11 protein-coding genes are annotated in these 15,589 nt (G+C 32.0%); 2 read left to right on the top strand and 9 right to left on the bottom strand.

Annotation, left to right across the window (positions count from 1 at the left end; genetic code table 11):
- Positions 1-427: 427 nt before the first annotated feature.
- The 4 genes from QM536_01260 to QM536_01275 form a co-directional block, all read right to left on the bottom strand.
- Positions 428-3,076 carry a glucosidase gene (locus QM536_01260; GenBank protein ID MDI9355640.1) on the bottom strand — a complete coding sequence of 883 codons (2,649 nt, stop codon included), beginning with the start codon at positions 3,074-3,076 and terminating at the stop codon, positions 428-430.
- Positions 3,077-3,136: 60 nt separating this feature from the next.
- Entirely contained in the window at positions 3,137-5,458 is a 2,322-nt protein-coding gene (locus QM536_01265; protein ID MDI9355641.1) for a ribonucleoside-diphosphate reductase subunit alpha, read from the bottom strand.
- Positions 5,459-5,733: 275 nt separating this feature from the next.
- The gene (locus tag QM536_01270) at positions 5,734-6,039 is read right to left on the bottom strand and encodes a hypothetical protein (protein ID MDI9355642.1); all 306 of its coding nucleotides are present in this window, start codon (positions 6,037-6,039) and stop codon (positions 5,734-5,736) included.
- Positions 6,014-6,193 carry a hypothetical protein gene (locus QM536_01275; protein MDI9355643.1) on the bottom strand — a complete coding sequence of 60 codons (180 nt, stop codon included), beginning with the start codon at positions 6,191-6,193 and terminating at the stop codon, positions 6,014-6,016. Before QM536_01275 ends, QM536_01270 begins: the two co-directional genes overlap by 26 nt.
- A gap of 1,006 nt (positions 6,194-7,199) precedes the next feature.
- Here QM536_01275 and QM536_01280 point away from each other — a divergent pair.
- Both QM536_01280 and metH read left to right on the top strand, forming a co-directional pair.
- Positions 7,200-8,612 carry an anthranilate synthase component I family protein gene (locus QM536_01280; GenBank protein MDI9355644.1) on the top strand — a complete coding sequence of 471 codons (1,413 nt, stop codon included), beginning with the start codon at positions 7,200-7,202 and terminating at the stop codon, positions 8,610-8,612.
- 360 nt (positions 8,613-8,972) lie between these two features.
- Entirely contained in the window at positions 8,973-11,630 is a 2,658-nt protein-coding gene (gene metH, locus QM536_01285; protein ID MDI9355645.1) for a methionine synthase, read from the top strand.
- 60 nt (positions 11,631-11,690) lie between these two features.
- Here metH and QM536_01290 read toward each other — a convergent pair whose 3' ends face one another.
- The 5 genes from QM536_01290 to QM536_01310 all read right to left on the bottom strand — a co-directional run.
- Positions 11,691-12,521, bottom strand: coding sequence for a hypothetical protein (locus QM536_01290; GenBank protein ID MDI9355646.1), 831 nt, complete (start codon positions 12,519-12,521; stop codon positions 11,691-11,693).
- A 201-nt stretch (positions 12,522-12,722) separates the two neighbouring features.
- Positions 12,723-13,190 (bottom strand): SRPBCC family protein, encoded by a 468-nt coding sequence (locus tag QM536_01295; GenBank protein ID MDI9355647.1) that lies wholly within the window; start codon positions 13,188-13,190, stop codon positions 12,723-12,725.
- Between the two features lie 106 nt (positions 13,191-13,296).
- The gene (locus tag QM536_01300; GenBank protein MDI9355648.1) at positions 13,297-14,388 is read right to left on the bottom strand and encodes a hypothetical protein; all 1,092 of its coding nucleotides are present in this window, start codon (positions 14,386-14,388) and stop codon (positions 13,297-13,299) included.
- A gap of 33 nt (positions 14,389-14,421) precedes the next feature.
- Positions 14,422-15,015 carry an HmuY family protein gene (locus QM536_01305; protein MDI9355649.1) on the bottom strand — a complete coding sequence of 198 codons (594 nt, stop codon included), beginning with the start codon at positions 15,013-15,015 and terminating at the stop codon, positions 14,422-14,424.
- A 50-nt stretch (positions 15,016-15,065) separates the two neighbouring features.
- Positions 15,066-15,589: hypothetical protein (locus QM536_01310; GenBank protein MDI9355650.1), on the bottom strand; the 524-nt coding region annotated here is incomplete at its 5' end.

The following is a 15,589-nucleotide window of genomic DNA, read 5'->3' on the forward strand; positions in this document are numbered from 1 at the left end:
AAATATTTCTTACTAAAATACTTTTTTTTAAGAACTATCTAAAAAAATATTTTAATTTGTAAAAATAAGCATCCTTACAGAAATAAAAAAATGAAGATGATTTTTTGACAAAAACTATATTGTAAACCTTACTATATTCGGTTTACAAAATATTTAAAAAAATTATTACAAAGTATTTGAAATTATACAAGCAAAAATAAAAATAGTAAGTTAAATAACAAAGTATTTACTTATTGCAAATACTTTTAAGAATGTAATAGAATAAATAATTTGTTGTAAAGTTTTTGAGCAAATAAGTAGCTGGTTAACTGGCAGAAGAGAAATCCGCGAAAGACATTTTGACTGCATCTTTCTACAAGAGTAGTTTATGTTTGAAAGATGTTTATGCAAAATGGTGGTAGACCGTATTTCTGTAGATTGGAATGGATTAGTGGTTATAATATCTATGTATAATATCTGCAATGAGGCCCGTCCATCCGGTTTGGTGATTTGCTCCTAATCCTTTACCGGTATCTCCATGGAAATATTCGTAAAAGAGTATATAATTTTTAAAGAAAGGGTCTTTTTGGAATTTTTCATTTTGCCCGTATATGGGTCTATTTTCTGTTTCATTTGGTAAAAAGAGATGTATGAGGCGTTTTGCTATCAGGATAGAAATGTCAAGTAGGGTTATATAATTTCCACTTTTCACGGGGAACTCTATTTTAAAGTCGTCGCCGTAGTAGAAATGAAGTTTATAGATAGATTCCATTATGAGGTAGTTTATAGGAAACCATATAGGTCCTCGCCAGTTAGAATTTCCGCCGAAGAATGAGGAATCTGATTCACCGGGGAGATATTCTACTGTGAGTGTCATATTTTTGATTTGTATGGTGTATGGTTTTTCTTTGTGGTATTTGGACAGAGCTCTGATGCCGTATTCGGATAAAAATTCTTCTGTGGAGAGCATTTTTTCGAGTATTTTTTTGAGACGAGATCCTCTTAGAAAGGCTAGTAGTTTACGTTCTCCGCGTCCTGGGTCAGTCCATTTAGATATAAGGTTGGCAAGGTGTGGTTTGTTATGGAGAATATCATCAATTTTTTTTGTGAAGTCAGGAAGTTTAGAATATACATTTCTTTCTAAAATAGTTACAGCAAACAAAGGGATGAGTCCTACTATAGACCTTACTTTTAAGAGTGTAGAACTTTGTTCTTTGGTGTGCATGAGGTCATAAAAGAATGCGTCTTCATTGTCCCATAGAGATATTCCTTCTTGGTCTACGTTATTTACGGCAGCTGCTATGTGTAGAAAATGCTCAAAAAATTTTATGGCAATATCTTGGTATACGGGGTGGACCGTTGCTATTTCTATTGCTATTTTGAGCATACTGAGGGAAAACATCGCTACCCAACTGGTGGAGTCGGCTTGTTCCAGAGTAGATCCTTCTATAATGGGGTTATTTCTATCAAATACACCGATATTATCTAACCCTAAAAACCCCCCTTCAAATATATTACTTCCATTTTTATCTTTTCTATTTATCCACCAGTTAAAGTTTAGAAGAAGCCTGTGGAATGCTTTTTGTAAAAACTCAATGTCTCCTTTGTCATTGTTTGCTCTTTTTTCTACTTTGTAAACTTTATAGATAGCCCATGCGTGAACAGGTGGATTTACATCGCTGAAATTCCATTCGTATGCGGGTATTTGTCCGTTGGGGTGCATGTATTTATCTTGGAGTAATAATAAAAGTTGATCTTTTGCAAATTCGGTATCTACTCTTGCAAGAGGTATGCAGTGGAAGGCGAGATCCCATGCAGCATACCATGGATATTCCCATTTGTCGGGCATAGAAATTATGTCGTAGCTTTCTTTATGTTTCCATTCTTTATTTCTACCATTTTTTCTATTTTCAGGTGGTGATGGTTTTCCGGGGTCTCCTTTTATCCATTCTGCCACGTTATAATAATAAAATTGTTTTGTCCAGAGCATTCCTGCGTATGCTTGTCTTTGTATATTTTTAATTTCTTTTTGGGGGAGAACATCTTGTTCATTTCCAATTTTTTCTTGTATTATTTTGTAAAAATCATCGCATTCTTCTCTTCTTCTGTTCATTATGCTTTCAAAGTCAGAGAATGGGTTTTCTATTTTGTTTTTAGAAAAACGGACTTTTACAGATATTTTTTCTTTTGGGGGAATAGAAAATGTATGGACGGCAGCAGATTTAGTTCCTGTTTTTTTAGGGTTTACTTTTTCTGTTTTGTTATTGATTATATAATCGTGGAATGCATCTTTCAGGTATTTATTTTTATTGGGGGTACCGTGTAGTTTTTCTGTATTTGTCTCGTTATCGGTAAAAATAATTTCTTTTTTTTCTTCTTGAAAATACACATAAAAATCTTCTAAAATATGATGTGAGATAAAGAGAGCCTTATCTCTTTCTTCCATAAAAGGTATAAATTTATCTTTTCCGGAACCCCATGTATTTCTAAACCATATAGTTGGTAATACTGTTATTGGTGCGATTTCATTTCCTCTGTTAAAAATTTCTGCTTCAAAAAGAAAATCTTCTACATCTGCTTTTGCATAATATAAGAATATATCAAAATATGCATCTTCGTCAAAAATCCCTGTGTCTATAATTTCATATTCGGTTTCTTGTTTTGTTCTTTGGTTATTATTGTGGATTAATAAGTTATATGGAAATTCTTTTTGTGGATATTTGTAGAGCATTTTCATAAAAGAATGAGTGGGGGTGTTCTCTAAGTAGTAATATATTTCTTTTACATCTTCACCGTGGTTTCCTTCACTACCGCTGAGACCGAAAAATCGTTCTTTTAAGATAGAATCTTTATGGTTCCAAAAAGCCCAGCTAAAACATATTCTACTATCATCATTACAAAAGCCAGCTATTCCATCTTCTCCCCATCTATATGCTTTTGAGCGGGAGTGTTCATGGGGTAAGTATATCCATGCATTTCCATGATCGCTGTAATCTTCTCTTACTGTTCCCCATTGTCTTTCTGATAAATAAGGACCCCATTTTTTCCATTGAATTCCATTTTTGCTCTCTTCTAATCTTTTCTTTTCTGCGGACATAATTTTGTTTAATTTTTTTTGAGGGGTATTAAAAGTTATATACTGAATATTATATTTAATTTAGCTGGTACACATTTCACATTCTTCATTTTCGAGTTGATCTCTGTGTATTTCTTTAGTAACGGTAAATTTAATAGGGTCTCTTGCTGATTTTGTTCTTAAATAGTACATACCTGTTTTTAGTCCTGATTTCCACCCATAAAAATGCATAGAAGTAAGTTTAGATACGGTAGGATTTGCTATAAATATATTCATACTTTGGCTTTGGCATATAAAAGGTCCCCTGTCTGCTGCCATATCTATTATAGATTTTTGTGGTATTTCCCAAACAGTTCTATAGAGATGTTTTATTTCTTTTGGTATGGATTCTATGTTTTGTATTGATCCATTTTCTTCCATTATTCTCTGCCTCATGGTGTTATCCCATAATCCCAATGTTATGAGATCTTTTAAGAGATGGGAGTTTATGATGATAAATTCTCCTGATAATACTCTTCTGTTGTATATATTAGAAGTATAGGGTTCAAAACATTCTGTATTTCCAAGTATTTGAGAGGTTGATGCCGTGGGCATAGGTGCTATCAGGAGAGAATTTCGCACTCCATTTTTTTTTATTTTTTGTTTCAGAATATCCCATTCCCATAATGTATTTGTTGGGGTTATTCCCCACATATCAAATTGTAATATTCCTTGTGATATCGGGCTACCTGAGTATGTTTCGTATGTTCCTAGTCTTTCTGCTAATTCATTTGATGCTTCTAATGCTCCGTAGTATATCGTCTCAAAAATATCTCTGTTGAGTTGTTTTGCTTCTGGTGAATCGAAAGGATATCGTAATAGTATGAAAGCATCTGCTAATCCTTGTACTCCTATCCCTATAGGTCTATGTTTGGTGTTAGATATTTTTGCTTCTTTTATGGGATAAAAGTTTATATCTATTATTTTGTTTAAGTTTTTGGTTACTGTTTTTGTTACTTCTTTTAATTTTTGGAAGTCGAATATATTTTTTTCTGTGTTTACAAATTTGGGTAGGCAGATGGAGGCGAGGTTACAAACGGATATTTCTTCGGGAGAGGTGTATTCTATTATTTCAGTACATAGATTACTGGATTTGATTGTACCGAGGTTTTTTTGATTTGATTTTTTATTACAAGCATCTTTATAGAGCATATACGGGGTGCCTGTTTCTATTTGGCTTTCTATTATTTTAAACCATATATTCTGTGCTTTTACTGTTTTTTTTTGTTTTTTTTGTTGTTCGTATAATGTATAGAGTTGTTCAAATTCTTCTCCATAACATTCTGATAATCCTGGAGCTTCATTGGGGCAAAAAAGAGACCAATCTCCGTTTTCTTCTACTCTTTTCATAAAAAGATCTGGAATCCAAAGAGCATAAAACAAATCCCTTGCTCTAAACTCTTCTTTTCCGTTATTTTTTTTGAGATCTAAAAATTCTTCTATATCACTATGCCATGGCTCAATATATACAGCAAAGCTTCCTTTTCTTTTACCTCCTCCTTGGTCTACATACCTTGCTGTCATATCAAAATTTCTCAGCATAGGTACTATTCCATTAGAGTAGCCATTTGTTCCCTTTATATAAGTTCCTTTTCCTCTTACATTATGAATACTGAATCCTATTCCTCCCGCATATTGGGATATTTTAGCACATTGTTTGAGTGTTTCGTAGATACCATCTATGCTATCATCTTTTATTTGGAGTAAAAAACAAGAGGCAAGCTGTGGTTTTGGAGTACCCGCATTAAATAATGTAGGTGTAGAATGGGTAAACCACCTCTCAGAAAGTAATTGATAGGTTTCTACTACGGATTCTATATCATTAAAATGGATTCCTATTGCTACTCGCATTAATAAATGTTGGGGACGCTCTACAATTTTCCCGTCTATCCTCAAAAGATATGATTTTTCTAATGTTTTAAAACCAAAATAATCATAACAAAAATCCATATTATAATTAATAGCGGATTCTAAAATATCCGCATGTTCTTTGATCATTTTATAACATTCTTCAGATATGAGGGGAGATGGTTGATTATTATGTTTATTTATATAGTTATAAAGCCGGGTCATAGTTGCTACGAATGATTTATTTGTATTTTTATGAAGATTTGATATGGATATTCTTCCCGCTAATATACTATAATCTGTATGTATGGTAGCCATAGATGCCGCTACCTCTGATGCTAGGATATCTAACTCCTGTGTAGTGACCCCATCATATAACCCATTGACAACCTGTTTAGATACTTCTATATGACTTATATATTTTTCATTTAGCCCATAACATAGTTTATGTATCCGACTGGTTATTTTATCTAACTTTACAGGTTCTTTTCTCCCATTTCTTTTGATAACGTGCATAATTTAGTAATGTTTAATCCCGATATTTTTTATAGTTAGTATTTAATTTTATTTTTTTCCAATGGTATAACTTACCATTTTTTATTATGCATTGTATTTATATTCTTTTTTTATTACTTTGTTGGTAGTTTTTAGCATTTTTTTTAAGATACGTATCTTTAAAGTGCCACCATTCTGTAGTCTTTATTAGTAATAATTCTTTATTTATCTTTCTACTTCAATTACTTCATTTTTGAGATGGATTATGCTTACTCCTGATTTTTTGGCTTTTTCTACTACCGTTTCCTCATACAAAGCCCTGCGATGAATAGATAAATTTTTTCTTTTAATGCACCCCCTCCATATTTTCTAAACATGGGATATTGTTTTTGGATAAATTTTTCTAAATCCTCATTTCTAAAACGGTGCTTGATTTCTACAAGTGGTACACTATTTTTATTTACCAATACAATATCTATCCCTTTAACGGTGTTTCCGCGTTCATTTAAGAACGTTACATTTTTATTTACATAATCAAAATGAATGTTATTTAGTGTAGGATTATTTTTAACGCTATTAATAAACATTTCTTCTACCCCCATACCAAATATTAAAACCTAAATTATCCATCGTAGATTCTAATTTTTTATGTGCTTCTTCTCTTTCTTCATTTTCTTTTTGTAGTGCAACAATTTGTTCTTGCAGTAAAAGAATATTTTTTTCTAACTCTTGAATGGTTCTTGTATCGCTAAACATATTTTTTATATGTTGCCATTTAATTTTATTTTTGTCCAATGATATAAGGGGGGCTAAAAATTCAAATCCTAAAAACTGTATCCCTTAAAAATCAATAGTTACCAACACTTTTTTTGCAAGAAATCAATTTTTTTTTTAGAATCCACCACAACTTACTATATTTTTTATTATTCTTTCCATTTTTATGGTGAGGTATAAAAATTGATTTTTTTTATTTGTTAGATAATTACTTAGAGAGTTTTTTTTTAACGGATTTGTTTCGAAAAATTTTATCTAAAAATAACGGAATAAAGTATTCATTTTATGAGAATAAGTACAATAAAATAAGGTTTTTGTTATTTGGATATTAAAAATAGTAGATAAATAGTTATTTTGTTAAATAAAATAAATTTTTGTGTTCTATTTGCATAAAAATTCAAATAATGGATAAAGTAACATTTAAAATCAAACTAGCAAATCGCTTGAATTTTTCCTACTCAATATTATTTTTGATAGAATATAGAAAATCATCCTGTTAGATTGGTTGATTCATTTGTTAACAATTTAGTTATCAACGATATTATTAATCTCTAATAGGAATGGTAATTATTCTGTATATCACCAAAGAACGATGGTTAAAATATTGTTTTACAGTTATTTATCTAATGTTTATTTTTTAGAAAGAGATATTAAACACTTACTGAAAACATGCATTTTATGTATATTTCGAGTAATCCTACATCCGATTTTAGAGGAAAATTTTGAAGGAAAAAATCAAAAATAGAAGTGAAATCAAACAAATATACTTTTGTATGGAGAGGTTTTGAAAACCGAAAAAATAATAAAAGAATCATGATGAACGATTATTAAAGACGTATCACTCGTCATTGACCATGAATCATTAATGTATCTATTCCTTTGCGAAACTTTGTTTTTCTTTGTGGAACTTTGCGATATATTATTTTTTATTTTTAAAGTTTCACAAAAGACATCGAGGAATAAAATAATTTATAATTCATAATTCATAATGTATAGAATAAAACAAATAGTTAAAAAAGAATTAGCAGATACCAGTACTCCCGTGAGTATCTATTTACGAATACGAGACCGGTATGTAAATTCTTTTCTCTTAGAGAGTTCTGATTATCATGGGCATGAAAATAGTATGTCTTTCATCTGTTGTGACGCATTAGCATCAATCACTGTGCATTCTCAAAAAGTATCGTCTCAATTACCCAATAAAGGAGAGCAACATATTGCAGGTGTTCCAAAGGATTTGAAGGTCCTATTGAAAGATTTTTTATCAAGATTTGAGGTAGAGAAAACAGAAGATCTCAAGTTTTCTGTAGATGGTCTCTTTGGGTATATGAGTTATGATGCAGTGCAATATTTTGAGGATATTGTATTAGAGACATCAAAAGAAGAGGATTTTGAGATACCACTTTGCTCGTATTCTTTTTTTCGGTTTATTATAGCGTTTGACCATTTTCAAAATACTATTTATATCATTGAAAATGTGTTAGAAGGGAACGAGTCAAGAATAGAGGCATTGAGGAGTATTATTCATAATAGAAATACTCCGTTTTTTTCTTTCCAAAGAGTAGGGGAGGAGAGGTCAACCTATAAAGATAGTGAGTTTTTAGGGATGGTTCATAAAGGTATAGAGCATTGTTTGCGAGGAGATGTATTTCAAATAGTTCTCTCGCGTAGGTTTCAGAATACATTTAGAGGGGATGATTTCCAGGTTTATAGGGCTTTGCGGTCTATTAATCCTTCTCCGTATCTTTTCTATTTTGATTATGGCAATTTTAGAATTTTTGGTTCGTCTCCTGAGGCACAATTGGTTATTAAAAATAAAAAAGCAATTATATATCCCATAGCGGGAACCTTTAGAAGAAGCGGAAATGATTCCTTAGATGCCGAATTGGCAAAGAAATTAGCCAATGACCCGAAAGAAAATTCTGAGCATAATATGTTAGTGGACTTAGCAAGAAATGATTTGAGTGTTTTTTGTGAAAACATAACAGTAGAAACGCTGAAAGAGATTCAATACTATAGTCATGTGATTCATTTGGTTTCTAAAGTTTCCGGAATAATAAAAGATGGGCATCATGTATTAGATGTAGTAGCGGCTACGTTTCCTGCAGGAACAGTTTCTGGTGCTCCCAAATATAAAGCAATGCAGTTGATAGACCTTTATGAGAAGAAAAAACGTGGATTTTATAGCGGTGCTATAGGTTTTATAGGTTTTAATGAAGATTTTAATCATGCACTTCTTATTCGTTCTTTTCTAAGTCAAAAGAACACTTTATTTTTTCAAGCAGGAGCAGGCATAGTAGCCAAATCCATTCCCGAAAATGAAGTAAAAGAAGTAGATAATAAACTTATTGCTCTAAAAGAATCTCTTATTCTTGCTGAAAATATTTCAAAAAAAATATAAGTAAAAGTATAATGAAAGATAAAAGTTTTGGGTTTGCTGCTAGAGGATGAATCTTTATAAGTATTTGACTGAAGATAAAAAAGAGTATGCATTGAGTAAACAAATGTTACGTTCGGGAACATCAATAGGTGCAAATGTACGAGAAAGATTGAATGCAGAAAGTCCTACTGATTTTATTCATATCATGAGCAATTTCGCAAAAAAAGCAAACAATGTACTAATTAGAATTAATAAAGGAAACAGAATATTTAACTGAAAGTGAATTTGTTTCTATACACAACGATTGCATAGCATTATTAAAAACCATTCTCAGTATAATCATTACTATAAAAAAGAAATAACTTATAATTAAAAAAAAATATGCGTTTAAGCGGATTAGAATCATTTATTATTAATAAGGATACCAATTTTGTAAATATAGGTGAGAGGACGAATGTAACGGGTTCTCGAAAATTTGCGAAGCTGATTTTAGATGGCAAATATGACGATGCATTGAGCGTTGCCTTAGAGCAAGTGAGAAATGGTGCTCAAATTATAGATGTCAATATGGACGAAGGAATGTTAGATGGAGAAAAAGCAATGGTTCTTTTCTTGAATCTGATTGCTTCTGAACCCGAAATTGCTCGTGTGCCTATTATGGTAGATAGTTCCAAGTGGAATATTATTGAGGCAGGGCTTCAATGTATGCAAGGCAAGGGGATTGTCAATTCTATAAGTTTAAAAAATGGGGAAACGGAGTTTCTTTTACAAGCAAAAAAAATTAAAAAATACGGTGCCGCAGTAGTAGTTATGGCTTTTGATGAGCAAGGGCAAGCGGATACTTACCAACGAAGAATAGTTATTTGTAAAAGATGTTATGACCTTTTGATAGAAAAAGTACATTTTCCTGCGGAAGATATTATTTTTGATCCCAATGTTTTTCCCGTTGCTACGGGAATAGAAGAACATAATAATAATGCTTTAGATTTTTTTAGAGCCACCAAATGGATAAAAGAAAATCTTCCACACGCCAAAGTAAGCGGCGGCATTAGCAATGTTTCTTTTTCCTTTCGTGGGAATGATACCGTACGAGAAGCAATGCACACAGTATTTCTCTATTACGCTATACAACATGGCTTAGATATGGGTATTGTAAATGCAGGACAGATAGAGGTTTATAATCAAATTAACAAAGATTTATTAGAAAAAATTGAAGACGTTTTACTGAACAGACATCCTGATGCGACAGAAAAGCTCTTAGAATATGCTGAAACTATAAAAGGAAAGGGAAAAGAAAAGACGGTCAGTGAAGAGTGGCGAAATGGTTCGGTAGAAGAACGTTTATCGCATGCACTCGTAAAAGGAATAGTCGATTATATTGAAAAAGATACAGAAGAAGCACGTCTCAAGTATGAAATACCTCTCAAGGTTATAGAAGGTCCCCTCATGGCCGGAATGAATATAGTAGGAGACCTTTTTGGTGAAGGAAAAATGTTTTTACCACAAGTGGTAAAGAGTGCAAGAGTTATGAAAAAGTCCGTTGCATACCTTACTCCTTTTTTGGAAGCAGAAAAAGCAAAAATGGGGGACCAAAAAGCAAATGCTAAAATTCTTCTTGCTACTGTAAAAGGAGATGTACACGATATAGGAAAAAATATTGTCGGTATCGTCTTAGCTTGTAATAATTATGATATTATTGATTTGGGAGTAATGATACCCGCAGAAAAAATTATAACCGAAGCCAAAAAACATCAGGTAGATATTATAGGATTAAGTGGTTTGATAACCCCTTCTTTAGACGAAATGGTATACTTTGCAAAAGAATTGCAGAGAGCAAAAATAACTACTCCGCTACTCATTGGGGGAGCTACCACCTCTAAAACTCATACCGCAGTAAAAATAGATCCACATTATGATGGCACTACCGTCCACGTATTAGATGCCTCTAAATGTGTACCTGTGGTGAGTGAACTTATTAGTCCACAAACCCGAGAAAGTTTTCACAAAAAAATCAAAGAAGAATATGCTAAAATCCGAATCCAACACCAACAAAGACAAGAAGATAAAAATTACATTTCTTTGACTGAAGCTCGTAAAAATAAGTTTTTTATTGATTGGAAAAAAACCTCTATCCCTGTTCCAAAAATATTGGGGAACCAAGTATTTAAAAATTATCCTTTAGAAGAAATAAGAAAATGTATAGATTGGACACCATTTTTTTCTACGTGGATGTTACAAGGAAAATTTCCTAAAATTTTTGATAACCATGAGGTAGGAAAAGAAGCAAAAAAACTTTATGATGATGCAAATATTCTTTTAGATGAAATAATAGTGGCGAGAACTCTTAAAGCCCATGCTGTTATAGGAATATATCCTGCAAATTCACGTAATCACGATGACATCGTTGTTTTTGATACCAAAGGAAATGAAAAAAAAATATTTCATTTCTTGCGACAACAGGGAAAAAAAGGAGCGGGGATACCTAATCTCTGCTTGGCAGATTTTATTGCCCCCGAAGAAAGTAAAACACAGGATTATATTGGTTTTTTTGCACTCACTACAGGAGAAGGAATAGAAAAAATAATAAAAAAATACGAACAAAGACATGATGATTATTCTATTATTATGGTAAAGGCAGTAGCAGATAGATTAGCAGAAGCATTTGCCGAATTGATGCATGAAAAAGTTCGCAAAGATCTTTGGGCTTACAATCCTTCTGAAAATTTAACCACCGAACAATTAATTCAAGAAGAATATTATGGAATACGTCCTGCACCAGGATACCCTGCCTGCCCCGAACATACAGAAAAAAGAACTCTCTTTGATGTTTTAGAAGCAGAAAAACACACAGGAATGTTCCTTACCGAATCAATGAGTATGTACCCCGCTTCATCTGTGAGCGGTTTTTACTTCGCACATCCCGAAGCAAAATACTTTGGATTAGGAAAAATAACCCAAGAACAGGTTATGGACTACGCCAACCGTAAAAAAATGATCCTCGAAGAAGCACAAAAATGGCTGGGAACCGTGATGCAGTAATTATGAATTATGATTGTAATGGATAAAAAAATGTAGGTATTCCTTGCTGGTGGTAAGTGGTTATTTCTTTTTCTTGTTATTTTCATTATCCTCTTTTAGCATTTTTTTGTAACCATCTTTTAAATCTTTTTTTACATTAGATAGTTCTTTTTCTTGAATTAAGTTTTCAGGAGGGGTACCGACGTTTTTGATTACCATTTTTCTCACTTCATTACCGACTTGATGGTGTGTACGTTCTAAAGCAGTTTGTCCTTTTACACCTTTATTTTTAATTCTTTCTTCTGTTTGTGTTATACGAAATAAATTGGCTGCAAGTTCAGTTCTTCCCATTGTGTCCATTAATTTTTTTTTAATTACTTTTCTCTTATTGGCTAATTTCCAATTTTCCATATTATACATACCTAAATAACCTGCATTTGTAAACTTTGCATAATCGGTAACTCCAGCTTGTTGTATTATAGACGACAATGACTTATTCCCTTCTGCTAATTCTTCTCTTATTAAAAGTCGATCAATTTCATTATTGTTTTCTAAATAAAGTTCAAACTTTCTTGTTTGTCGAGCAAAATAAACTTGAGCTTTTGCTACTTCTATTTTTTTAGGGTCACCATTCATTACAGTGAGATAACAAGCAAATCTTGTCAATCTAAAATCTTGAACTTGCTGATTTTCTATTTCTCTGGAAACGGGAATTATATTATCGTAATAAGGAATACCTAATGAAACAAAAGAGTTTGTTACTCTATCTAATACTTTATGAAAAGATGTCATATTAGAATAGCCAAGCATTTGCATCAGGTCTGTAGCCCACCAAAAAAAAATTCCATTTTCGTTGTTTTTAAAGTCCTCAAACGATAATTCTTCTGCGTCAGATTTAATTATTCCACTCATTTTATATTTAAATTAAATTAAAAAATAAAAATACGATTTTAATGTTTTTTACTTTATTTTTATTGTTACAATATGTTTTTAATACCACACATATCTATAAAAACTTACCAATTTAAAAATTTCTTATACTTACCGCAACATAAAAAATATCTTTATACTTTTATTTTTTGAAAGAAAAATAGTAACCTATTTCCATTTTTACTATTCAAATTTTCCAAAACGCTTTTCTAAAGCAGTTTTTCTGTAGTCAAATATCTCTCCAAGTTGTTTTTTAATAAAAAGTGAATTGGCTACTGCTCCTAAAAAACCGAGAGGCGGTTGATAAGTAATAATATCTGTCATTAAAGTTCCACCATCAATTGGTTCAATTTTATGTTCATGATGCCACAGAGAGTACGGTCCAATTCTCTGTTCATCTATAAAATATTCATTCTCTTTCACTTGTGTGATTTCCGTCATCCAACTGAGTTTTATGCCGAGTAGGGGGCTCACTGTATAGGTAATAATCATTCCGGGGTACATTTTTTCATTGCCCGAATTGCTTGTTACCACAAATCCCATGTGTTTGGGAGTTATTTCTTTGAGGTTATAAGGTGATGAAATAAACCCCCATACTTTCTGAATACTAACAGGTAGTTTTTGTCTTGTAATCAATTGATAAAATGCCATACACTATACATTTATTAGTAATGTTTTAAGATTTTTTGAGTGCTTTTTATAAAATTATTTTGATACATAGTTTTTTTGTTGTATGTGTTTTGAAACAAAAATCTATTTATTTTTTTGAAAATTTATATCCATAGCTTATGTATGGAAAAATAATACCATACAGATAGTTTCTGCCTCCAAATATAAAATTGCTAAACGGGATAAAGCTAAGTCCTAGGTCCATAGAGTGCTTTTCCCACAAAATACGCACAATAAGTGATGATACAAAAGCATTACGATATCTGTATAATCCACTATTTATTCCAATATATCTATATCCACCTATCCAATTTTCTGTTACTAATGAAGTTCGTTTTCCTGTGCGAACCATTCCTGCTATATAAAATTGTGGACGGACAGAGATATCCCAATCATTATCTTCATTATTTTCTGTATCATTAAACTCTCCTTTTCCCCATCCTATTCCAAAAGTGAGATTATTTTCATAATTTCCGTAAGTGACAAGTGCATGTCCCATTCCTATAAAATTAGGCTGTTCTCGAGTGATAAATATTCCATAGCCAAAAAATCCACTTGCACCTATATAAAAATTTTTTCCTAAAGAAAATCTTACCTGAGGTGAAAGATACCCAAAAATGGGAAACATAGTCCCTACTCCTAAAGAAACATTATCGGTTATTCCGATGTGAAAATTATTAAACAAAATCATTGTATTTTGATAGTATCCGCTGCCTTTTTTTAAAGGAATAGCGGATGGACCGAAGAGATATCGTGAATATATAGGATTAAGAAAAATATATTCTCCTCGTTTTATGTGTTGAGAAGACATGGAACGAATACTTTTAATATTTTGTTTTTCTAAATGGAATATGAGGAGGTCTTGTGTTTTTACAACTATTTCTTTTTCATCTATACTTTTTATATTTCCAATGATTTTTTTATCTTGCAAGGTGGTAAAAAGATACGATTGTGTGGAAGAATTTCTCACTATCGCTTCTATATTTTTTTTGGATATAGTTATTTTTCCGAGAGTAAAGTCGTTCAGTGTGAGTTCTTGGTTTTTCTCTTCTATTATTTTTCCAAAAAGAGAAGTTCCATTTTTTACCTCTATGGAAGCATACGTAGTATCTCCATTTTGTGCGTTTACAAATGGGGAATGTAAAAATAAAATAATGCAATAGCCATATATTTTTTTCATGATTCTAATGGGTTAAAAAGTTTTTGATGTATTTTATAAATATCTAAATGTGTAGTATCTTGCTTCATTAGGGTTTTGTGGATTTGCTGGAGCCCCTTTGTAATAACTGATTATTTCCATTTTTACATATTTTTCATCGTTTGTTTTTATGAAAAATAATATTCCAGGAATAGGGATTACTATGGTAGGTTGCCCGCTTACTATATACCAACCTCTTCCCGAACCTGTTGGAACTGCCGGGCTTCCTGGTGAATCTATACCATACCCCGTAGTTGGTAAGGTAGTTACATTTTCAAAAGTATTTTTTTGAATAATAACCCCTGCTTTTCCTGGTCCGCTGGATCCTGAATTGAATAAAATAGTAGTTCCTCTGAATGCTATATCCCATTTGGTAGTAGCACTGTCAGTATTAAGGATTACTTTCCCCGTAGCAAAAGAGAAAAAAGTAAATTTTCCTGTTACTCCGACGGGTGTTCCGTTTGTTGGGTCATAATATGTGGCTGGATCGGCGGGTAAATCTTTAATAGTAATTCCCGTAGTATCTTGAGCAGGTGTAAGTGTATTTACATCATTGGCACATCCTCCAAAAAATAATGCAAGCAATGTAATCGTGTTTCTTTGAAACATTTTATTTATTGGTTAAGGCAAGAACTGTTTTGATTTTAATTAATAATAAGTTAATAAAGTGATATAATATCTGTTCCTATTCCTACGCAGTATAAGTCAAATCCTCCTTTTCCACCCTCTCTATCAGAAGAGAATATTAGAGCAGTATTTTGAAAATTGTAGCCATAATCATAATATTCAATACGTTCTAATATAACTGGTCTATATTCATTTGCTGATGAATTTATTTTTACTCCAAAATTTGTAGGTGCAGTCCATTCTCCGTTTTTATAATGAGAATAATATAAATCAAATCCTCCGTATCCCCCTGCTCTATTGGAAGCAAATACCATTATGTTATCTTGCACAATAAAAGGGCATTTATCATCACTGGTAGAAGAAAGGGAGTTTACTTTTGTCACAACCCGAGTAGAAGTATCTCTCAAAGCATCATACAAATATGTTTTTATACCGAGTTCTGCTTTGTAAATATCAAAATCGCCTCCTCTATTAGAACAAAAATAAAGAGTAGAATTACTGTTATGGAGAGTAGGGTATGCATCATCGGAAGCAGAATTTACAAAACGCACATTTA

This window comes from Chitinophagaceae bacterium (genome assembly GCA_030053935.1).
GTDB lineage: Bacteria > Bacteroidota > Bacteroidia > Cytophagales > JASGCU01 > JASGCU01.

What these genes read in the sequence shown, in the direction of transcription:
- QM536_01300 (MDI9355648.1), bottom strand. Translation starts at nt 14,388, where the DNA reads ATGAAAAAAATATATGGCTATTGCATTATTTTATTTTTACATTCCCCA.
- QM536_01270 (MDI9355642.1), bottom strand. Translation starts at nt 6,039, where the DNA reads ATGGGGGTAGAAGAAATGTTTATTAATAGCGTTAAAAATAATCCTACA.
- QM536_01290 (MDI9355646.1), bottom strand. Translation starts at nt 12,521, where the DNA reads ATGAGTGGAATAATTAAATCTGACGCAGAAGAATTATCGTTTGAGGAC.
- QM536_01265 (MDI9355641.1), bottom strand. Translation starts at nt 5,458, where the DNA reads ATGCACGTTATCAAAAGAAATGGGAGAAAAGAACCTGTAAAGTTAGAT.
- QM536_01260 (MDI9355640.1), bottom strand. Translation starts at nt 3,076, where the DNA reads ATGTCCGCAGAAAAGAAAAGATTAGAAGAGAGCAAAAATGGAATTCAA.
- QM536_01275 (MDI9355643.1), bottom strand. Translation starts at nt 6,193, where the DNA reads ATGTTTAGCGATACAAGAACCATTCAAGAGTTAGAAAAAAATATTCTT.
- metH (MDI9355645.1), top strand. Translation starts at nt 8,973, where the DNA reads ATGCGTTTAAGCGGATTAGAATCATTTATTATTAATAAGGATACCAAT.
- QM536_01295 (MDI9355647.1), bottom strand. Translation starts at nt 13,190, where the DNA reads ATGGCATTTTATCAATTGATTACAAGACAAAAACTACCTGTTAGTATT.
- QM536_01305 (MDI9355649.1), bottom strand. Translation starts at nt 15,015, where the DNA reads ATGTTTCAAAGAAACACGATTACATTGCTTGCATTATTTTTTGGAGGA.
- QM536_01280 (MDI9355644.1), top strand. Translation starts at nt 7,200, where the DNA reads ATGTATAGAATAAAACAAATAGTTAAAAAAGAATTAGCAGATACCAGT.